This is a genomic window from Flexivirga sp. B27 (assembly GCF_052905685.1).
Window position 1 is genome coordinate 237999 of record NZ_JBPYUM010000001.1, and the last position, 19118, is coordinate 257116.

At 67.6% G+C, this 19118-nt stretch carries 20 protein-coding genes and 1 tRNA gene; 11 read left to right on the plus strand and 10 right to left on the minus strand.

What is annotated here, in order from left to right:
* Positions 1 to 7: 7 nt before the first annotated feature.
* From ACSZL9_RS01110 to ACSZL9_RS01120, 3 genes are all read right to left on the minus strand, one after another.
* Entirely contained in the window at positions 8 to 889 is an 882-nt protein-coding gene (locus ACSZL9_RS01110; protein WP_446663615.1) for a crotonase/enoyl-CoA hydratase family protein, read from the minus strand.
* 63 nt (positions 890 to 952) lie between these two features.
* Complete coding sequence (locus ACSZL9_RS01115; protein ID WP_446663616.1) at positions 953 to 1249, minus strand: hypothetical protein; 297 nt, start codon at positions 1247 to 1249, stop codon at positions 953 to 955.
* Positions 1249 to 1557 carry an enoyl-CoA hydratase-related protein gene (locus tag ACSZL9_RS01120; RefSeq protein ID WP_446663617.1) on the minus strand — a complete coding sequence of 103 codons (309 nt, stop codon included), beginning with the start codon at positions 1555 to 1557 and terminating at the stop codon, positions 1249 to 1251. The genes ACSZL9_RS01115 and ACSZL9_RS01120 overlap by 1 nt, the downstream gene beginning before the upstream one ends.
* 92 nt (positions 1558 to 1649) lie before the next feature.
* On the opposite strand from ACSZL9_RS01120, the gene ACSZL9_RS01125 reads away from it, so the two are divergent.
* Together ACSZL9_RS01125 and ACSZL9_RS01130 are read left to right on the plus strand one after the other, a co-directional pair.
* On the plus strand, positions 1650 to 3413 hold the full coding sequence (locus tag ACSZL9_RS01125) for a glycoside hydrolase family 15 protein (RefSeq protein ID WP_446663618.1): 1764 nt from the start codon (positions 1650 to 1652) through the stop codon (positions 3411 to 3413).
* 89 nt (positions 3414 to 3502) lie between these two features.
* Complete coding sequence (locus ACSZL9_RS01130; protein WP_446663619.1) at positions 3503 to 4822, plus strand: exo-beta-N-acetylmuramidase NamZ family protein; 1320 nt, start codon at positions 3503 to 3505, stop codon at positions 4820 to 4822.
* Here ACSZL9_RS01130 and ACSZL9_RS01135 read toward each other — a convergent pair.
* Positions 4810 to 5433, minus strand: coding sequence for a class I SAM-dependent methyltransferase (locus ACSZL9_RS01135; protein ID WP_446663620.1), 624 nt, complete (start codon positions 5431 to 5433; stop codon positions 4810 to 4812). The two genes, ACSZL9_RS01130 and ACSZL9_RS01135, sit on opposite strands and share 13 nt — an antisense overlap.
* Positions 5434 to 5494: 61 nt before the next feature.
* Complete coding sequence (locus tag ACSZL9_RS01140; protein WP_446663621.1) at positions 5495 to 6094, minus strand: biotin transporter BioY; 600 nt, start codon at positions 6092 to 6094, stop codon at positions 5495 to 5497.
* Between the two features lie 169 nt (positions 6095 to 6263).
* Between ACSZL9_RS01140 and ilvD the strand changes: the two genes are divergently transcribed.
* Entirely contained in the window at positions 6264 to 7952 is a 1689-nt protein-coding gene (gene ilvD / locus ACSZL9_RS01145; RefSeq protein ID WP_446663622.1) for a dihydroxy-acid dehydratase, read from the plus strand.
* A gap of 132 nt (positions 7953 to 8084) precedes the next feature.
* On the opposite strand, the gene ACSZL9_RS01150 is transcribed toward ilvD, so the two are convergent.
* Positions 8085 to 8167 (minus strand) — tRNA-Leu (locus ACSZL9_RS01150).
* A 147-nt stretch (positions 8168 to 8314) separates the two neighbouring features.
* Complete coding sequence (locus tag ACSZL9_RS01155; RefSeq protein ID WP_446663623.1) at positions 8315 to 8899, minus strand: TerD family protein; 585 nt, start codon at positions 8897 to 8899, stop codon at positions 8315 to 8317.
* Positions 8900 to 8993: 94 nt separating this feature from the next.
* On the opposite strand from ACSZL9_RS01155, the gene ACSZL9_RS01160 reads away from it, so the two are divergent.
* The gene (locus ACSZL9_RS01160; protein ID WP_446663624.1) at positions 8994 to 10523 is read left to right on the plus strand and encodes an ATP-dependent DNA ligase; all 1530 of its coding nucleotides are present in this window, start codon (positions 8994 to 8996) and stop codon (positions 10521 to 10523) included.
* A 91-nt stretch (positions 10524 to 10614) separates the two neighbouring features.
* Positions 10615 to 11955 (plus strand): M20/M25/M40 family metallo-hydrolase, encoded by a 1341-nt coding sequence (locus ACSZL9_RS01165; RefSeq protein WP_446663625.1) that lies wholly within the window; start codon positions 10615 to 10617, stop codon positions 11953 to 11955.
* A 136-nt stretch (positions 11956 to 12091) separates the two neighbouring features.
* Here the strand turns inward: ACSZL9_RS01165 and ACSZL9_RS01170 are convergent, their stop codons facing one another.
* Positions 12092 to 12277 (minus strand): DUF5703 family protein, encoded by a 186-nt coding sequence (locus ACSZL9_RS01170; protein ID WP_446663626.1) that lies wholly within the window; start codon positions 12275 to 12277, stop codon positions 12092 to 12094.
* A gap of 94 nt (positions 12278 to 12371) precedes the next feature.
* Here ACSZL9_RS01170 and ACSZL9_RS01175 point away from each other — a divergent pair, with 94 nt between their 5' ends.
* Positions 12372 to 12755 carry a hypothetical protein gene (locus ACSZL9_RS01175; protein WP_446663627.1) on the plus strand — a complete coding sequence of 128 codons (384 nt, stop codon included), beginning with the start codon at positions 12372 to 12374 and terminating at the stop codon, positions 12753 to 12755.
* 4 nt (positions 12756 to 12759) lie between these two features.
* On the opposite strand, the gene ACSZL9_RS01180 is transcribed toward ACSZL9_RS01175, so the two are convergent.
* On the minus strand, positions 12760 to 13701 hold the full coding sequence (locus ACSZL9_RS01180; protein ID WP_446663628.1) for an aldo/keto reductase: 942 nt from the start codon (positions 13699 to 13701) through the stop codon (positions 12760 to 12762).
* Between the two features lie 60 nt (positions 13702 to 13761).
* On the opposite strand from ACSZL9_RS01180, the gene ACSZL9_RS01185 reads away from it, so the two are divergent.
* From ACSZL9_RS01185 to mshC, 5 genes are read left to right on the plus strand one after another with little or no spacing between them, the layout of a single operon-like run.
* Positions 13762 to 14826: an LLM class F420-dependent oxidoreductase gene (locus ACSZL9_RS01185; RefSeq protein WP_446663629.1), complete on the plus strand. Its 1065-nt coding sequence runs from the start codon at positions 13762 to 13764 to the stop codon at positions 14824 to 14826.
* Positions 14827 to 14829: 3 nt separating this feature from the next.
* Positions 14830 to 15540, plus strand: a complete 711-nt coding sequence (locus ACSZL9_RS01190) for a histidine phosphatase family protein (protein ID WP_446663630.1) — start codon at positions 14830 to 14832, stop codon at positions 15538 to 15540.
* Positions 15541 to 15549: 9 nt separating this feature from the next.
* Complete coding sequence (locus tag ACSZL9_RS01195) at positions 15550 to 16089, plus strand: DUF3090 domain-containing protein (RefSeq protein ID WP_446663631.1); 540 nt, start codon at positions 15550 to 15552, stop codon at positions 16087 to 16089.
* A complete protein-coding gene (locus tag ACSZL9_RS01200; protein ID WP_446663632.1) occupies positions 16067 to 16888 on the plus strand; it encodes an SCO1664 family protein in 822 nt (273 codons plus the stop codon). Before ACSZL9_RS01195 ends, ACSZL9_RS01200 begins: the two co-directional genes overlap by 23 nt.
* Before the next feature lie 51 nt (positions 16889 to 16939).
* The gene (gene mshC, locus ACSZL9_RS01205) at positions 16940 to 18193 is read left to right on the plus strand and encodes a cysteine--1-D-myo-inosityl 2-amino-2-deoxy-alpha-D-glucopyranoside ligase (RefSeq protein WP_446665092.1); all 1254 of its coding nucleotides are present in this window, start codon (positions 16940 to 16942) and stop codon (positions 18191 to 18193) included.
* Between the two features lie 14 nt (positions 18194 to 18207).
* Here mshC and ACSZL9_RS01210 read toward each other — a convergent pair whose 3' ends face one another.
* Positions 18208 to 19053: a PAC2 family protein gene (locus tag ACSZL9_RS01210; RefSeq protein ID WP_446665093.1), complete on the minus strand. Its 846-nt coding sequence runs from the start codon at positions 19051 to 19053 to the stop codon at positions 18208 to 18210.
* Positions 19054 to 19118: the final 65 nt, after the last annotated feature.

The window sequence follows — 19118 nt, forward strand, 5'->3', positions numbered from 1 at the left end:
TTGTCCTTCAACGGGCTTCGTCGATCCAGTCGTCGTAGAAGTCGGGCATGGCGGATGCCCGGCCGGTGAACTCGGGTGAACGCTTCTCGAGGAACGCGGCAACACCCTCCTTGCCGTCGCCGACGCTGGTCCAGAACATCGCGAGCGAGTCCACCCGGTGGGCGTCCGCGGGATGGTCGTATGACGAGTTGCGACGCAGCATCTGGCGGGCCAGCGCCACGGCGACCGGGGAGCGGCCCTTGGTCCACCGGTCGGCGAGCTCCCGAGCTGCCGGCAGAAGCTGATCAGGCTCGTATGACGCTGTCGCCAAACCGTTCTCGACCGTGGCATCGGCGTCCAGGACGTCGGCGGACAACGCCAGGTCCAGTGCTCGAGGCAGCCCGACGATGCGCGGCAGGAACCACGATGATGCTGCCTCCGGCACGATGCCGAGGCGGCCGAAGACCAGGCCGAAACGCGCCTTCGTCGACACGAGGCGCGCATCCATCGCCAGCGTCATCGTCGCTCCGATCCCGACCGCGGGACCGTTGATCGCTGCGACGACCGGCTTCTTGCAGTCATGGATCGCGAGTGTCACTCGCCCGCCGGTGTCACGAACCCGCGCCAGCGAAGGATCGGACAGGTCCTGCATGTCCGCGAGCGTCGGCTCGCAGCTCTCGTCCAGCCCGAAGACGTTGCCATCGGTGGAGAGCGCCATACCGGCACAGAAAGCACGCCCGGCTCCGGTGACGATCACGGCGCGCACCGAGTCGTCGTCGTTCACCGTGCGGAACGTCGCCTCCAGCTCGTCGGCCATCGTCACGGTGAACGCGTTCAGCTGCTCCGGCCTGCGCAACGTGACTGTGAGGACTCCGTCATCGACGTGGTGCGCGATGGTCTCGAAGGCCATCCGGGGCTCCTTCCAACACAGCGATGTGACGGAGCCGACCTTAGCCGTGGGGTCGCGGCGAGTTCAGTCGGTCAGCACGTTCAAGGTGACTGTCGGGATGGCGATCCCGAGCTTGCCCAGGGCCTCTGTCAGCGCCCCCAGTGCTGTGGAGAACCCGGACAACAGGCTGACACTCAGGCCGTAGTTCGAGGAGGCATCATTTTGATTCGTCGATCTGTCTCCGGTGAGGATTCCCGACATGGTTCCCGGCGCGGTGTTCTGCAAGGCGGCGAGGTCGATCTCGACGGTGATCGGGTTGTAGCTCAATGGGATGTCGACCACCTGATCTCCCGCCGGGATGGGCGTCGCCGCCGTGATCATCAGGTCGACATTGCCGTGCCGTCCGTCAGGACGTTTACATTGTCGATATTGTTCAGCGCATCGACATCCAGCACGTCGGCCTCCCCGTAGTTGATGCTCACGACGAAAGACTCCCCGGCGTCCAAGGTGTTGGCGCCGATGTTGGTGACGATCACGGCGCGCACCGAGTCGTCGTCGTTCACCGTGCGGAACGCCGCCTCCAGCTCGTCAGCCATGGTGACCGTGAAGGCATTCAACTGTTCCGGACGGTGCAGCGTGATGGTCAGGATGCCGTCATCGACCGCCTGCTCCAGGGTCTCGCAACTCATCCGATTTCCTTCCGGCAACGAAGAACTGGTCGATCCGACCCTAGACCGGTTCGCCTGCGATCTCCCCGAATGCTGTGGCACCATGCGGAAATATGGCTCGGATCGAGGACTACGCAATTGTCGGCGACCTGCAGACGGCCGCGCTGATCAGCAACGAAGGCTCCGTGGACTGGATGTGCCTGCCGAGATTCGACTCGCCCGCATGTTTCGCCGCCCTGCTGGACGGCCCGCACGCAGGGCGCTGGATCCTGGCGCCGGCGGGTGGCGGTGCCTGCACCCGGCGCCGGTATGTCGGCCAGACGCTCGTGCTCGAGACCGAGTGGGAGCTGGAGTCGGGCACCGTCCGCGTCATCGACTTCATGCCTCCACGCGACCACGCGCCGGACATCGTGCGGATCGTCGAGGGTGTCAGCGGGACCGTGCAGATGCACGGCGAGCTCACGCTGCGCTTCGATTACGGCAGCGTGCGCCCGTGGGTCCACCACGACGGCGACCAGTTGCTCGCGGTGGCCGGTCCTGACGCCGTACGGCTGCGGACACCGGCACCGACGAAAGGCCATGAGTGGTCGACGGTTTCGGACTTCACCGTGTCGGCGGGCGACCGCGTCCCGTTCGTGCTGACCTGGTCACCGAGCTACCGGGGTCATCCTGAGCCGGTCGACCCGGAGCGTGCGCTGGCGGGCACCCTCAGCTTTTGGCAGGAATGGTGCGCGAGGGGCAACGATCTCGACGGTCCCTACGCCGATGCCGTCAAGCGATCATTGTTGACGCTGAAGGCACTGACCTACCAGCCGACCGGCGGGATCGTTGCAGCGGCGACGACGTCGCTGCCGGAGCAGCTCGGCGGCCCGCGCAACTGGGACTACCGCTACTGCTGGTTGCGGGACGCGACATACACGTTGCAGGCGTTGATCGCGGGAGGTTATCTCGACGAGGCCAAGGCCTGGCGTGAGTGGTTGCTGCGAGCAGTTGCTGGGGACCCGGCTGACCTGCAGATCATGTACGGCCTGGACGGCGCCCGGCGACTGCCGGAGAGCGAGCTGAAATGGCTTCGTGGCTATGAGGATTCGTCGCCGGTGCGGGTCGGCAACGCCGCCGCCGATCAGTTCCAACTCGACGTGTGGGGTGAGACGCTCAACGGGATTGCGTGGGCGCGCGAAGAGGGTCTGGCGGCCACCGAGGACGCCTGGGACCTGCAGATGGCGCTGATGGAGCACCTCGAGGGCATTTGGGACCAGACCGACAACGGACTGTGGGAGGTTCGCGGCCCACGCCGTCACTTCACGCACTCGAAGGTGATGGCATGGGTGGCTGCGGACCGGATGTCGAAGGCGGTGCGCCGGCACCCCACGCTGGACGGCCCCGTCGACCGGTGGGAGGCGCTGCGCGACACCATCCACGCCGACGTGCTCGCGCACGGCTTCGACCAGGAGCGCAACTCCTTCGTGCAGTCGTATGGCGCAACGGCACTGGACGCCAGTGTGCTGATCATTCCGCGGGTGGGGTTCCTGCCCGGCGACGACCCGCGCATGCTGGGCACGATCGACGCGATCAACCGTGAGTTGACCCAGGACGGGTTGGTGCTGCGGTATCAGAACTCCGCCTCCGACGACGGGTTGCCCGGGGGTGAAGGGGTGTTCCTCGCGTGCTCGTTCTGGATGGTCGACGCCCTGCACGCCGCGGGTCGACAGCGTGACGCCACGGCGCTCTTCGAGCGACTGCTGGACCTGCGCAACGACGTCGGTCTGCTGAGCGAGGAGTGGGACCCGAGCGGGCAGCGCCAACTGGGCAACACGCCACAGGCGTTCAGCCACTTCGCGCTGGTGACCAGTGCGCTGCAGTTGCAGGCGGGCTGATGACCAATGATTACCTCGATGCGACACGCTGGGTGAATTGTTGACCTGGTTGGCACATTCGGCGATCCGGGTGCGCCATGCTCGTGGGCATGGACAACTCGAGTGACTACAGCAAGGGTCGGATGGGTCGACGCGGCTTCCTGGGGGCTGCGGCCGTCAGCGGTGTCGGAGCGTTGACCGTTGCGGGCGCAGCCGGAGCCGATGCCGCGACAAACCGCGGGAACGGACACGGCCACAAGCGTTTCCGGGCCGGCGCGGACGTCGCCGCGGCCGACCGGTGGAAGGTGTTCTCGGGTCAGCGCATCGGAGTCGTCACCAACCCGACCGGTGTGGTGCGGGACGGGTTGCGCAGCATCGTCGACGTGATGGTCGAGTCCGGGAAGGTCGAGATCGGTGGCGTCTTCGGCCCCGAGCACGGCTTCCGCGGCACCGCGCAGGCCGGTGAGTCGGAGGACACCTATGTCGACGAACGGACGGGGGTCACCGTCTACGACGCATACGGCGCAAACATCGACAAGTTCGTCGACTACTACGGTCAGGCGAAGGTCGACACGATCGTCTTCGACATACAGGACGTCGGCGCACGGTTCTACACCTACCCCTGGACGCTCTACAACGCGATGGCGGCGGCGGCCAAAACGGGCCGTCGGTTTGTCGTCCTGGATCGTCCGAATCCTGTTGGGGGAGAGGCGAAGGGCCCGGTCCTGCACGACGGCTTCACCTCCGGTGTCGGACTGGACAAGATCGCCCAGCAGCACGGCATGAGTGCCGGCGAGCTCGCGCGGTTCTACAACGGCGAGTTCATGCCGAGGGTGGCCGGGAAGTCCATCACGGACCTCGAGGTCGTGCAGGTGCAGGGCTGGTCGCCCCGCGAGTTGTATGCCGACACCGGCGCCCCGTGGATCATGCCGTCACCGAACATGCCGACGACCGACACGGCGCTGCTCTATCCGGGTCTGTGCATGTTCGAGGCGACCAACCTCTCCGAGGGCCGGGGGACCACCAGGCCCTTCGAGTTGATCGGTGCGCCATACGTGGATTACAAGTGGGCACAGCGGCTTTCGAAGGAACACCTGCACGGTGTGGAGTTCCGCGAGGCCTACTTCAACCCGACGTTCTCCAAGAACGAAGGGGAGGTGTGCGGTGGGGTGCAGGTGCACATCACCGACCCCGGTCGGGTCGACGCCATACGCACGGCGACCACGATGATGACCACCCTGCGTGACCTCTACGACGAGTTCGACTGGCGCGGTGACGGCGGCCGGTGGATCAACCTGCTGACCGGATCGGACCGGTTCCTGACGATGTTCTCCGCGGGTGACAGTGCTGCACAGATCGTGGCGGCGTGGCAGCCGGAGCTGAAGGCTTTCGACCGCACCAGGAAGCAGTACCTGCTCTATCGCCGCTGAGTCGCCGTGCACAGGAACAGGCCGAACTCCCGGTCGTCCCGCACGACGGTCGTGGCGTCGCCGAAGGTGATGTCGGAGAAGCCGGCTGCAGCGAGCTGATCGGCGAGGCGCTCACGGTTGAAGCCGTGGTGCCCGTCGAAGTCCGGCTTGCCGGCGTGAAAGGCACCGTCGGGGTCCTCGTCGAGATCGGCGATCGCGAGACGCCCGCCCGGCGTGAGCAGGCTTGCCAGCCGGCGCAACAACGCGTCCACGTCGTGCACGTGGTGCAGGGCGAGTGAGCTCCACGCGACGTCGAACTGGCCGTCCAGCTGGTCGGTGGTCAGGTCGGCGCGCACCGCGTGCACCTTGTCGTCGAGTCCGGCGGCAAGGATGCGCTGACGGGCCACTTCCACCATGCCGGCGGACGGGTCGGTGACGACCACCGAGCCGACGTTGTGCGCGAGCAGGATGCTCAGGCGTCCGGTGCCGCCGCCGACGTCGAGGGCGCGCATGCTGGTCCGGAGCTGGACGGCCTGCTCGATCGACCGTGCGACGGCGACCTGCCGCTTCTCGTGCTCGGGGTTGTCGTCCCAGGTGGCGGCTTCGGTATCGAACCGTGACTCGTGCGGCATACGGATCAGTGAATCACGAGGTTTGACAATGCATGCGCCATGGATGCGGTAGCAGTCGTCCTCAGTGCTTACGCTGGATCAGCTGCCAGATCGCGGGCATGCAGCCGGCCGCAATCGCCACCTTGAGCACGTCACCGAGCAGGTAGTCGCGCATGCCGATATCGAAGGCCTGCGACAGTCCGATGTGCAGCGAGAAGGCGAGGTAGGGCAGCGCCACGGCGTAGATCAGCAGACTGCCGACGAGCATGGCACCGGCCATCGTGAGCGGTGAACGGTCCGCACCGCGACGGGCGAGCGCGCCGACAGCGGCAGCCGCAACGACGAAACCGATGATGTAGCCGAGGGTAGGCATACCGGCCCCGGAGGAACCTTCGGCAAACCACGGCACTCCGACCATGCCGGCAGCCAGGTAGAGCAGCATGGACAACACACCGCGGCGCATGCCGAGGCTGGATCCGACGACCAACGCCGCGAAGGTCTGGCCAGTGACAGGCACGGGCGAGCCGGGGACCGGGAACGCGACCTGTGCCGCCAGGCCCGTGAGCGCGGCGCCTCCGGCGACGAGCAGCGCACTGCGCAGGCGTGTGTCGGCGAACAGGTCCGCGAGAACGAGAGTCGGCCGGGACTCCAGCGCCGGACTGTGGGCCATGCTGTGGGTCATGGTGAAACCTCCGTGATGTCACGTCGTGGGCCGTTGCCCGGTGTCCTGGCCGGGCCGACCATCGGTTCATTAGAGCAGTTCGACCGCGAGGGGACGTCGCCACACTCCCCATCGCGCCGAGCGCTTCGGCCTCGTGCTGCCGGCGTCATACGCTGCTAGGTTCGCAAAGATGAGTGATTCTCCGGAGATCGACATCAAGCCTCGCAGTCGCGAGGTCACCGACGGTTTGGAGCGCACGGCGTCTCGCGGGATGTTGCGCGCGGTGGGGATGGGCGACGAGGACTTCGCCAAACCCCAGATCGGGGTGGCCTCGAGCTGGAACGAGATCACGCCCTGCAACCTTTCGCTCGACCGCCTCGCCCAGGCGGTGAAGAACGGCGTGCATGCGGCCGGTGGTTACCCGCTGGAGTTCGGCACCATCTCGGTCTCCGACGGCATCTCGATGGGCCACGAGGGCATGCACTTCTCGCTGGTTTCCCGTGAGATCATTGCGGATTCGGTCGAATGCGTGATGATGGCCGAGCGCATGGACGGCTCCGTTCTGCTCGCGGGGTGCGACAAGAGCCTGCCCGGCATGCTGATGGCTGCGGCGCGCCTCGATCTCGCGTCGGTCTTCCTGTATGCCGGCTCGACCATGCCCGGTCAGGTGGACGGCAAGGACGTGACGATCATCGATGCCTTCGAGGCCGTCGGTGCGTGCATGAAGGGCCTGATCACCCGCGACGAGGTCGACCGCATCGAGCGTGCCATCTGCCCGGGCGAGGGCGCCTGCGGAGGCATGTACACCGCGAACACGATGGCGTCGATCGCCGAGGCGATGGGTATGTCGATCCCGGGCTCAGCCGCTCCGCCGGCGGTCGATCGGAGACGGGACGGCTTCGCACACCGCTCCGGCGCGGCGGCGGTCGAGATGCTGCGACGGGGGATCACCGCTCGGCAGATCATGACGATGGACGCCTTCGAGAACGCCATCACGGTCCTGATGGCGCTGGGCGGATCCACCAACGCGGTGCTGCACCTGCTGGCGATGGCACGCGAGGCCGACGTCGACCTGACCATCGACGACTTCAACCGGATCGGCGACAAGGTGCCGCATCTGGGGGACCTCAAGCCGTTCGGACGCTACGTCATGAACGACGTGGACAAGGTCGGCGGCATACCTGTCGTGATGCGGGCGCTGCTGGAGGCGGGCCTGATCCACGGCGACTGCCTGACCGTGACCGGCAAGACCGTCGCGGAGAACCTCGACGACATCGCGCCGCCCGCCGTGGACGGCGACATCATCCGTGCGGTCGGGCACCCGATCCACCCGACCGGCGGCCTCACCATCCTGAAGGGCTCCCTGGCACCGGAGGGCGCCGTGATCAAGAGCGCCGGCTTCGACGACGACGTCTTCGAAGGTCCCGCCCGAGTCTTCGACGGCGAACAGGCCGCGATGCACGCCCTGGAGGACGGCACGATCGTGGCGGGCGACGTCGTCGTCATACGTTATGAGGGCCCGAAGGGCGGACCCGGCATGCGGGAGATGCTCGCCATCACCGGAGCCATCAAGGGTGCCGGGCTCGGCAAGGACGTCCTGCTGCTGACCGACGGACGCTTCTCCGGTGGCACCACCGGCGCATGCGTCGGGCACGTTGCGCCTGAGGCGGTCGACGCCGGTCCGATCGCGTTCGTGCGGGACGGGGACCCGATCCGGCTCGACGTCGCGGGCCGGTTGCTCGACCTGCTCGTCGATGACGACGAGTTGGCGCGACGTGCCGACGGTTGGGAGCCACCGGCACCGACGTACACCAGGGGAGTGTTGGCCAAATACGCCAAGCAGGCCCAGTCCGCCTCCCACGGAGCGATCACCGGCTGAGAGTCAGCGTGAGCCGCTGAGCCCGGCCTCGCCCCGCCGCCGACTCCGGCAGGACGACGAAGACCAGAGACGCGTCGAAACGTCTCTGGCCTTCGTCGAACCCGACCACAGGAAACTGGTCGAGCAAATATGTGTCCGGAGGGGGACTTGAACCCCCACCCCCGTTAAGGGACTAGCACCTCAAGCTAGCGCGTCTGCCATTCCGCCACCCGGACAAATGGGTGTGTCAACCGTGCTCACGGCCCGGCCAACGAGCGGAAACACTAGCACGCAGTGGCCGATTTTCCTCAATCGTGCCACGGCCCGTGACATGCGGCATTCGCCATACACGTCACGGGCCGTGGACGGACCGCTGCTGCGGCTCAGACGTCGAGGCCGAAGTCCTTGATGACACCGGCGAGACCGCTGGAGTAGCCCTGGCCGACGGCGCGGAACTTCCACTCGCCGTTGTTGCGGTAGAGCTCGCCGAAGACCAGCGCGGACTCGGTCGCGGCGTCCTCGCCGAGGTCGAAGCGAGCGCCCTTGTCGGCGTTGGTCGGGTCGTCGGCGTCGAAGACCCGGATGAACGCGTCGGAGACCTGCCCGAAGTTCTGCCCGCGAGCGTCGGCCTGGTCGATGGACGCGACGAAGGTGATCCGCTGGACGTCGGGGGAGACCTGTCCGAGCGAGACCTTGATCTGCTCGTCGTCGCCCTCGCCCTCACCGGTGCGGTTGTCACCGAGGTGCTGCACGGCGCCGTTGTCGCCGGTGAGGTTGTTGTAGAAGACGAAATCGGACTGATTGCGGACCTTGCCGTTCTCGGCCAGCAGCAGGACCGACGCGTCGAGGTCGAACTGTGCGCCGTCGGTGGTGCGGGGGTTCCAGCCCAGGCCGACGATTGCTGTCGTCATACCGGGCGCTGCCTTCTCCAGCGAGATGTTCGCGCCCTTGCTCAGGTTGACCGGCATGTGCTGTCCCTTCGTATCTCTGGCTGATTTCAGGTATGACGCTAGCGCCTCCCGACGGTTCCCGTATGTCGGAGGGGAGAGGCAGACTGCAGCAATGCTGTTGGAGCAGGTCATCGCGGTGTCCGAGGCAGTGCGTGCGACACGGTCCCGGCTGGCCAAGCGGGACGCCGTCGCGCAGCTGCTGCGCGACGCAGCGCCGGAGGAGGTTCCGCTGGTGGCGGCATACCTCGCGGGAGTGTTGCCGCAACGCCGGATCGGCGTCGGCTGGCGTGGCCTGCGGGACGCCCCCGCTCCGAGCGACGACGCCTCGGTCACGGTGCGTGAGCTCGACGACACACTTGCCGCAGTCGGCAGCGCGAGTGGCGCGGGCTCGGCCCGGCAGCGCAAGGAGTTGCTGGCCGGACTGTTCGGGCGGTTGACCGCGCCCGAGCAGCGCTTCGTGTCCGGTCTCGTCCAGGGCGAGCTGCGTCAAGGTGCCGGCGACGGAGTGATGCTGACCGCCATCGCCCAGGCGAGCGGCGTCCCGGAGCAGCAGGTCCGGCGTGCGGTGATGCTCGCCGGCTTCGCCGCGCCCGTGGCGGCCGCGGCGATGCACGGTGGTGTCGATGCGGTGGCACAGATCGGGCTAGTCGTCGGGCGACCGGTGCGGCCGATGCTGGCCGGCAGCGCGCCCGAGGTAGCTGACGCCGTCGACCCGGAGTTGCAGCAGCAGATCGAGACGAAGCTCGACGGCATACGCGTGCAGGCGCACAAGGAGGGCGACGACGTCCGGCTGTTCACCCGGAGCCTGGAGGAGATCACCGACCGGTTGCCGGAGGTCGTGGAGATCGTGCGCGAGCTACCGGCGCGGCAGCTGGTGCTCGACGGCGAAGCGATCGCCCTCGACGATGACGGACGCCCGCTGCCGTTCCAGGTCACCGGCGCACGCACGGCGAGCAGTGCCGACCCACAGCGGTTGCGTGACGAGACCCCGGTGACGCCGCAGTTCTTCGACCTGCTGCACGTCGATGGACGCGACCTGAACGACGAATCCCTGCACGAACGCACGCGTTTGCTGCACCAGCTCGTGCCCGATCGCTGGCTGGTGCGGTCGGCTCCGATCGTCGACGCAGTCGGCGCAGCGGACTTCTTCCGCGACCGGGTGGCCGCGGGTGACGAGGGCGTCGTCGTCAAGGACCTCGACGCGCCGTATGCCGCCGGCCGACGCGGCGCCGGCTGGGTGAAGGTGAAGCCACGGCACACGCTCGACCTGGTGGTGCTCGCTGTCGAGTGGGGGAGCGGGCGCCGCAAGGGGCTGCTGTCCAACATCCACCTCGGTGCCCGCGACCCGGAGTCCGGCGGTTGGATCATGCTCGGAAAGACTTTCAAAGGTATGACGGACGAGATGCTCCGCTGGCAGACCGAGCGCTTCACCGAGCTCGCCACCGACACCGGTGACTGGGTGGTGCAGGTGAGACCGGAGCAGGTCGTCGAGATCGCGTTCGACGGGTTGCAACGCTCCCGTCGCTACCCGGGCGGACTCGCGCTGCGCTTCGCCCGCGTCATCCGCTATCGCGACGACAAGACTGCCGACGAAGCCGACACCATCGACACCGTCCGCGCGGTGGATACCCAAGGTGGTTGAGCTCGTCGAAACCACCCCAAGCTGGTTGAGCTCGTCGAAACCACATCCGACGTCGTGGAGGCCTCGACAGTCGTTGTGACAGGCTTGATACATGACCTCCCATGAGACCGACGACAGCACCCTGACGGCCGAAGCAGAGGTCGTGCGGATCACGCAGGAACTGATCGGCATCGACACCAGCAACTACGGCGACGGCAGCGGCCCGGGTGAGCGCAAGGCCGCCGAATACGTCATGCAGGAGCTGACCGAGGTCGGCCTGGACCCGGTGCTCCTCGAGAGCGAGCCGGGCCGCGCGTCGGTGGTGGTCCGGATCGAGGGCGAGGACTCCGATCGGGGCGCGCTGGCCGTGCACGGACATCTGGACGTGGTCCCGGCGAATGCCGAGGACTGGCAGGTGGATCCGTTCGCCGCTGAGATCAAGGACGGCTGCGTTTGGGGTCGCGGCGCGGTGGACATGAAGGACATGGACGCGATGATCCTGTCCTGTGTGCGCGAGTTCGCGCGCACCGGCGCCAAGCCCGCCCGTGACCTGGTCGTCGGCTTCTTCGCCGACGAGGAGGCCGGTGGGGTGAAGGGCAGCCATTGGCTGGTCGACAACCACCCGGAGCTCTTCGAAGGTGTCACCGAGGCCATCAGTGAGGTCGGCGGCTATTCGGTCACCTTCGACAACAAGTCCGGCGACCAGCAGCGCGCCTATCTGCTGCAGACCGCAGAGAAGGGCATCGCGTGGCTCCGGCTGCATGCGCGCGGTCGCGCGGGACACGGTTCGGTGCCCAACGACGACAACGCCGTCGTGCGTCTCGCGGAGGCGATCGCGCGCATCGACGCGCACACCTGGCCCGGCGAATACATCGCTTCCGTGCAGCAGTTGCTCGACGGCGTGAGTGACCTTTCCGGCACGGCATACACACCGGACGACCTGGACGGGGTGCTGCGGCATCTTGGCGGTGCCCGCGGCTTCGTCGAAGGCACCCTGCGGGACACTTCCAACTTCACGATGCTGGACGCCGGCTACAAGCACAACGTCATCCCGCAGTCGGCCTCGGCGTCGCTGGACTGCCGCTTCCTGCCCGGCCACGAGGACGACCTGATGGCGACCATCCGTGAGCTCGCAGGGGAGCACGTGGAGGTCGAGGTGCTGCACCACGACATCGCCCTCGAGGCGCCCTTCGACGCGCCACTGGTCGACGCGATGAAACGTGCTCTGCTGTCACAGGATCCGCAGGCCGCGATCCTGCCCTACTGCCTGTCCGGCGGCACCGACAACAAGGCGCTCAAGAAGCTCGGCATCACCGGTTACGGCTTCGCTCCGCTGCAGTTGCCCGCCGACCTGGACTTCGCGCCGATGTTCCACGGCATCGACGAGCGGGTGCCGGTGGAGTCGCTGAAGTTCGGTGCGCGGGTGCTACGGGAGTTCCTGCAGCACTGCTGACCACACGCTGATCGAGTAGCGACGAAGGAGCGTATCGAGATCAAGTGCTTCGTCTGAACGGTTGGTCTCGATACGCGGCTCGTTCCTCGCCGCTACTCGACCAGCTTGTGTTACCTGACCGCTACTCGACCGGCGCTCAGGCCGTGCGGCGGACCCGGATGATGCGGCGGCGCAACCAGACGCGACGTGCGCCGCCGAGGTAGATGCGGGTGCGCGACAGCTCCCAGTGCCCGTATTCGGCATGGTCGGCGATCACCTGGCGCACATCGGAGCGGCTGGTGTCACGCGCGAAGGTCAGCACGCGGAATTCGTACTCGGTCATCGCCGCCATTATCACCCAGGCCACAACCCTTCGGACGCATTCGGACGGAGCGTTGCTCTGTCGTCAATCACCGGTCACCGGGTACGGTCAACCCATGACCGCTGAGCCGCGTGCTGCCTTGTCCGCATTGGTAAGTGCATTGGAACGCCACTTGGAGGCCGCGGCATCACGCCGCACCGAGAACGACCCCTCGGTGGTTGCCGCATACCGTGATCTGGCTGACGCGTTCGAGGACTACGACGACGCCCTCATGGACACGTATGGCGAGGTCACCCCGCTCGAGGTCTACGTCGGCGACGACGAAGATGACGAAGAAGATGACGTCGACGATGACGAAGATGACGCCGACGAGGACGACGACCTCGAAGTGGACACCGACGACGAACTCGACGAGGACGACGAGAGCGACCGCTACATCGGTCTGTCCGGCGACGACACCGACGACCTCGACTTCGAGGACGCCGACGAACGTCGCTAGCGCACTAGTTCACCCGCGACACGTCGTCCAACGCCTGCGCGATCTGCGGCGGCAGCTGCGTCTCGGCACTGGCCAGCACGGTGCGCAACTGAGTGCGGTTGCGCACGCCGACGACCAGTGAGCTGATGCCCGGCCGGGTGCGTGCCCAGCTCAACGCGATCTGTGCCGGGCTCGCGCCCAGGCCGTCGGCTGCCGTCGCGACGGCGTCGACGACCGAGTCGGAGTTGCCCCCGAGTCGGCGCGCCGCCCAGCCGGCATGCCGCCCGGTCGCCGCACGGGAGTCGGCGGGCACTCCGCGGCGATACTTCCCGGTCAGCACTCCACCACCCAGCGGGGCCCACGCGAGCAGACCAGCACCGACGTGCCTGGCTGCCGGGAGGATCTCCGCGTCTGCGCCGCGCTCCACCAAGCTGTATTCGATTTCGTTCGCGGTCAACGGGATTCGCGCCTGTTGCAGCAGGCTTGCAGCCGCCACCAGTTGCCAGCCGGAGTAGTTGGACACCCCGACATACCGGGTCTTGCCGGCTGCGAGTGCGTGCTCCAACGCGGATATCGTCTCTGCGAGCGGGATCTGCTCGTCCCAGGTGTGCACCAGCCAGAGGTCGAGGTGGTCGGTGTCGAGCCGGCGCAACGTCGCGTCCAGCTGGGTCAGCAGTGTCCCGCGGGACGCGTCGACGACCCGTGACCCGGTGGTCCGGGAGATGCCGGCCTTGCCCACGAGCACCAGCTCGTCGCGATCGCCGGCCGTGATGAGTCCGCCGAGGATCTGCTCGGCGGCGCCGTCGCCATACCCGTATGCCGTGTCGATCGTCGTGCCGCCGGCGTCACGGAAGTCACGCAGGATCTCCTCGGCGAAGACCTCGTCGACACTGTCTCCCCAATTCATCGTGCCGAGCGTGAGATCACTGACCCGCAGCCCCGACCTGCCCACATTCACCGATTGCACGCCACAACCGTAGTGGGCACGTGACGCTCGTTCGCGCAGGCGGGTTATATCGTCGGCGTCATGGATCTGGGCATCAACCTCGGCTATTGGGGCACAGCGGGCACCGACGACCTCACGGTGATGAAGGAACTCACCCAGGCGGCCGACAACGCCGGATATCGGATCGCCTGGCTGGCGGAGGCATACGGCTCCGACGTGCCGTCCCTGGCGGCATACCTCAGCGCCTTCACGACGAACCTCGAGTGGGGCAGCGCCGTCTTCCAGATCCCGGCCCGCACGCCGGCGATGACCGCGATGACGGCAGCGACCCTGGACAAGATCACCGGTGGGCGGTTCCGGCTCGGGCTCGGCGTGTCCGGGCCGCAGGTCAGCGAGGGTTGGCACGGCGTGCGCTTCGACAAGCCGCTGGAGCGCACCCGTGAGTATGTCGACATCATCCGCCTGGCGTTCGGCCGCAAGAACGTCGAATACCACGGCGAACACTTCGAATTGCCGCTTCCCGACGGCCCGGGCAAGGCCCTGCGGCTGTTGCTCCTGCCCGAGCGTGCGCAGGTGCCGATCTACCTGGCCGCCATCGGTCCCAAGAACATGGAGCTGACCGGCGAGATCGCCGACGGCTGGCTGGGGATCTTCGTCAGCCCCGAGTATCTGCCCGAGCAGCTGAAGCAGCTTCGTGCCGGACGCGAGAAGTCCGGCCACGCGGGCGGCTCGCTCGAGGGTTTCGACATCGTGGCCAACGCCGGCCTGAGCATCGCCGACGACCTGGACACCGCCGCGAACCGGCTGCGCGGCAATGCCGCCCTCTACGTCGGTGGCATGGGCTCCCGGAAGAAGAACTTCTACAACGCGCTGGCCCGGCGGATGGGCTTCGAGGCGGAGGCGCAGCAGGTGCAGGACCTCTTCCTGGACCGCAAGCACCGGGAGGCCGCGATGGCGGTGCCCCGCGACTTCATCGACCGCACGTCGCTCATCGGCCCGCGCGAGCACATCGCCGAGCGCCTGCATGCGTATGCCGACGCCGGCGTGACCACGGTGAGCGTCAGCCCCGTGGGCGACAGCCTGCCGGACCGCATCGCCGCGCTCCACACGGTCGCGGAGATCATGGACGAGGAAGGGCTGCGCTGACGCATGGCAACTGTCCTGCTCGTGCGGCACGGTCGCAGCACCTCGAACACCTCCGGCCTGCTGGCCGGGTGGACCCCCGGTGTGGAGCTCGATGCGACGGGTGAGCAACAGGTGGCGGACCTGGGCATACGTCTGGAGCAACTGCCGGTCGCCCGGATCGTCAGCAGTCCGCTGCAGCGCTGTCAGCAGACGGCGGCGGCCGTCGCCGCTGGACTGTCCGACCTGTCGATCGACACCGACGAGCGCCTGGGCGAGTGCCACTACGGCGCGTGGACCGGCCGCAAGATCAGCGAGCTGGTCAAGGACGACCTGTGGCGCACCGTGCAGGACCATCCGGCCGCAGCCGTCTTCCCGCCGTCGCCCGACTTCGAGCACGAGTCGTTGGCCCAGATGTCCGCGCGCACTGTCGCAGCTGTCCGGGAGATCGACGCGGCGGTCGAGGCCGCGCACGGACCGAAGGCGATCTGGGTTGCCGTGTCACACGGCGACGTCATCAAGGCGGTGCTGGCCGACGCGCTCGGCAGTCACCTCGACCAGTTCCAGCGCATCGTCGTCGGGCCGGCCTCGGTCAGCGCCATCCGCTACACCGCGCGGCGTCCCTTCGTCCTGCGAGTGAATGACTCGACGGGAGACCTCAGCGACATACCTGACAAGGCGGAGCCGACCGGGGACGCGACACCCGGTGGTGAAACCGGCACCGGCTCAGGCGATTAGGCTGCCCGTATGCCGACCATCGAGTTCGATCGTCCCGACCGGTTCATCGCCGGCACGGTGGGTCCACCGGGCTCCCGCACCTTCTTCCTGCAGGTCGTGCAGGGCCGTCGCGTCGTCTCCGTGTCGTTGGAGAAGGAGCAGGTCGCAGTGCTCGCCGAGCGGGTCAACGATCTGCTCGACGAGCTGGCGGTGGACGAGGACCTGCCGGTGGCCAAGGAGGACAACGATCCGCTGACGCCGCCGATCGAGGACGAGTTCCGCGTCAGCACTCTCAGCCTCGCGTGGGAGCCCGAGCGGCAGGTGCTGGTCATCGAAGCCCACGACAAACAGGTCGAGCTGGAGCCCACCGACGACGGTGAGGAACTGCGTGAGGTGACCGACCCCGACGACCAGCTCGTGCGGGTCATGATCGGACCTGCCGAAGCCAGGGAGTTCGCCCGACGCGGCCTCGCAGCCGTCGAGGACGGGCGCCCGTCCTGTCCGTTCTGCGGTGGCCCGCTCGACCCGAGCGGACACATCTGTCCCCGTGCCAACGGCTATCGACGCTGAGCGACTGCAGCGGCTGTTGCGTGACGGGCCGCTGGAGGTCGAAGGTCGCCTCGTCGAAGCCTCCAACTTCGTGCTGCGAGTCTGGGTCGAGGACGACGAAGAGCGAATCCCGGCTGTTTACAAGCCGATTCGAGGCGAGCAGCCACTGTGGGACTTCCCGGAGGGCACCCTGGCGAGCCGCGAGTATGCCGCCTACCTGATCGCCTGCGCCGGTGGTTGGGACTGTGTGCCGGTGACCGCCGTGCGGCCCGATGGCCCGCTCGGCGCCGGGTCGGTGCAGCAATGGGTGGGACCGCTGGATCCGGTCGGGGAGAACGACCTACTGCGGATCGACCCCGTCGGTGCTGTGCCGGAGGACTACCTGCCCGTGCTGGGTGTCCACGACGAGCACGACCAGCCCCTCGTCGTCTCGCACGCTTCCGGCGAGCAGTTGCGCGACGTCGCACTGCTGGACGTCGTGCTCAACAACGCCGACCGCAAGGGGTCCGCGCTGATCGTCGATGACGGCCACCTCTACGCCATCGACCACGGGTTGACGCTGCACGCGGAGGAGAAGCTGCGGACCGTGCTGTGGGGATTCGCCGGGCAGGAGCTGACGGCGTCGGAGACGCGCCGGCTCGAGGCGTTGCTCGACGCGCTCCGTGCGGAGTCGGCAGGCACGCTGTGGGAGACGCTGCGCGGCGTCATACACGAGGCTGAGGTGACCGCCTTGCGGGACCGCGTCGACGACCTGCTGGAGACCGGCGAGTTCCCGACGCCACCGGACGACCGGCACCCGCTGCCGTGGCCGCTGTGGTGAGGGCGGCAGCGTGATCGGATCGGCGCCCGGCCTATTGTGGATGTCGTGACGATCACCCCGTGGGCCTCGCCGAATCTTCCCCGTTTGCAAGGCACTTTCCCAGGGAAAGGCCACCCGCTCGCATTGTGGCAATCGCGGGCTGCTGACGTCGTGCCACTGCAGGTCGACGGCAGCGCGGGAATGTACGTCTGCGGCATCACCCCGTATGACGCAACCCACATGGGTCACGCCGCCACCTACCTGACCTTCGACCTCGCCAACCGCGTGCTGCGCGACGCCGGCCACGAGGTGCGCTACGTGCAGAACGTCACCGACATCGACGACCCCTTGCTGGAGCGGGCGGAGCGCGACGGAGTCGACTGGCGTGACCTGGCGACCAGCGAGATCGAGCTCTTCCACTCCGACATGGCTGCGCTGCGCGTCCTGCCGCCGGACCACTACGTCGGTGTCGTGGAGACGATGGACCGACACGTCGCGACCATCCGGGGTCTGGTGGCCAAGGGTGTCACCTACACGGTGCCGACTCCCGATGCTGTGGAGGCGGGCGCGCAGGACATCTACCTGGACCTGTCGACCCAGCCGACCTTCGGCGACGAGAGCGGCTGGAGTCGCGAGCAGATGCTCGAGGTCTTCGCCGACCGCGGCGGTGACCCCGACCGTGCCGGGAAACGCGACGCCCTGGACCCGCTGCTGTGGCGCGTCGAGCGCGCCGGTGAACCGGCGTGGGACGCCGGCGAGCTGCACCGCGGTCGCCCCGGGTGGCACCTGGAGTGCACCACCATCGCGCTGGACCACCTCGGGATGGGTTTCGACCTGCAGGGCGGCGGCACCGACCTGATCTTCCCGCACCACGAGATGTCCGCGGTGCAGGCCGTTGCGCTCACCGGTGAGGCGCCGTTCGCGAAGGCATACGCGCACCAGGCGATGGTCGCCTACGACGGCGAGAAGATGAGCAAGTCCAAGGGCAACCTGGTCCGTGTCTCGGACCTGTGCCGGGCCGGGGTCGATCCGATGGCGATCCGGATGGTGCTGTTGGACCACCACTACCGGACCGAGTGGGAATACACCGACGGGATGCTGGACGCCGCGGTCAAGCGCTGGGACCGCTGGACGCGGGCACTCGCCACCCGCGGCGACGACAGTGCGGCGGAGCTTGTCGACGGCATACGGGCGGCGCTCGCCAACGACCTGGACAGCCCCACCGCGCTGCAACTGGTCGACGACTGGGCAGCCGGCCCCGACCTCGGTGCGCCGAGCCCGCACGTCACCGACGCCCTCGACGCTCTCCTCGGCCTGCGCGCGTAGTTGCGCAAAACGACTTAGTCGTCGGTGTCGCGGCGGCGCAGGTATTTCTCGAACTCCCGCGCGATGGCGTCGCCACTGGCCTCCGGCAACTCCGTCGTGTCCTGGGTCTGCTCCAAGGAGTGGACGTAGTCGGCGACCTCGTCGTCCGACGCCGCCAGCTCGTCCACGCCGTGCTCCCACGCTCTGGCCTGCTCCTGCAGGTCGGCGTGCCCGATGAGGGTGTCGAAGAGCGCCTCGAGGCGGGTCAGCAGGGCCAGCGTCGCCTTCGGGGAGGGCCCGGCACCCGCGTAGTGGGGGACAGCCGCCCAGCAGGACAGGGTCGGTATGTCGGCCTGGTGTGCCGCATCGCTGACGACGCCGACGATCCCGGTCGGACCTTCATAACGGTTGGGCTCGACGTCATACCGCTGCCGGGTCTCCTCGTGCTCGGAGGTCACGGTTACCGGGATGGGCCGGGTGTGCGGCACATCGGCGAGCAGTCCGCCGAGCGTGATGATCATGCCGACCTCGCAGTCGGCAGCGAAGTCCATCAACTCCTCGGTGAACGCGCGCCACTTCATCGACGGCTCGATGCCCTGCACGAGGATGACGTCTCGGTCCAGCGGAGTTTCCTGCGCCAGGAAGATCTTCGTCGTCGGCCAGACGATCTCGCGGCGCCCGGAGTCACTGGTGATCCGCGGCCGGTTGACCTGGAAGTCGTAGTAGAGCTCCGGGTCGAGTGCGGCGAGCGGAGTTGCGCCCCAGGTCTCGATGAGGTGGGCCACGGTGGCCGATGCGGTCTCGCCGGCGTCGTTCCATCCCTCGAAGGCCGCGATCATGATCGGGTCGCGCAGCAGTGGCACGTCCTCGAAATCGATCACCGCGTCCTCCTCGTCGCCGTCATGCGTGTCGCCGTCATACGTCCCGCCCGTCATACGTCCGGGGC

Excerpts from the sequence above, each read along its gene's own strand:
- ACSZL9_RS01160 (WP_446663624.1), top strand. The coding sequence starts at position 8,994 with ATGCTGTTGGAGCAGGTCATCGCGGTGTCCGAGGCAGTGCGTGCGACA.
- ACSZL9_RS01120 (WP_446663617.1), bottom strand. The coding sequence starts at position 1,557 with ATGAGTTGCGAGACCCTGGAGCAGGCGGTCGATGACGGCATCCTGACC.
- ilvD (WP_446663622.1), top strand. The coding sequence starts at position 6,264 with ATGAGTGATTCTCCGGAGATCGACATCAAGCCTCGCAGTCGCGAGGTC.
- ACSZL9_RS01135 (WP_446663620.1), bottom strand. The coding sequence starts at position 5,433 with ATGCCGCACGAGTCACGGTTCGATACCGAAGCCGCCACCTGGGACGAC.
- ACSZL9_RS01175 (WP_446663627.1), top strand. The coding sequence starts at position 12,372 with ATGACCGCTGAGCCGCGTGCTGCCTTGTCCGCATTGGTAAGTGCATTG.
- ACSZL9_RS01115 (WP_446663616.1), bottom strand. The coding sequence starts at position 1,249 with ATGATCACGGCGGCGACGCCCATCCCGGCGGGAGATCAGGTGGTCGAC.
- ACSZL9_RS01125 (WP_446663618.1), top strand. The coding sequence starts at position 1,650 with ATGGCTCGGATCGAGGACTACGCAATTGTCGGCGACCTGCAGACGGCC.
- ACSZL9_RS01140 (WP_446663621.1), bottom strand. The coding sequence starts at position 6,094 with ATGACCCACAGCATGGCCCACAGTCCGGCGCTGGAGTCCCGGCCGACT.
- ACSZL9_RS01130 (WP_446663619.1), top strand. The coding sequence starts at position 3,503 with ATGGACAACTCGAGTGACTACAGCAAGGGTCGGATGGGTCGACGCGGC.
- ACSZL9_RS01170 (WP_446663626.1), bottom strand. The coding sequence starts at position 12,277 with ATGACCGAGTACGAATTCCGCGTGCTGACCTTCGCGCGTGACACCAGC.
- ACSZL9_RS01155 (WP_446663623.1), bottom strand. The coding sequence starts at position 8,899 with ATGCCGGTCAACCTGAGCAAGGGCGCGAACATCTCGCTGGAGAAGGCA.
- ACSZL9_RS01195 (WP_446663631.1), top strand. The coding sequence starts at position 15,550 with ATGCCGACCATCGAGTTCGATCGTCCCGACCGGTTCATCGCCGGCACG.
- ACSZL9_RS01190 (WP_446663630.1), top strand. The coding sequence starts at position 14,830 with ATGGCAACTGTCCTGCTCGTGCGGCACGGTCGCAGCACCTCGAACACC.
- ACSZL9_RS01165 (WP_446663625.1), top strand. The coding sequence starts at position 10,615 with ATGACCTCCCATGAGACCGACGACAGCACCCTGACGGCCGAAGCAGAG.
- ACSZL9_RS01185 (WP_446663629.1), top strand. The coding sequence starts at position 13,762 with ATGGATCTGGGCATCAACCTCGGCTATTGGGGCACAGCGGGCACCGAC.
- ACSZL9_RS01110 (WP_446663615.1), bottom strand. The coding sequence starts at position 889 with ATGGCCTTCGAGACCATCGCGCACCACGTCGATGACGGAGTCCTCACA.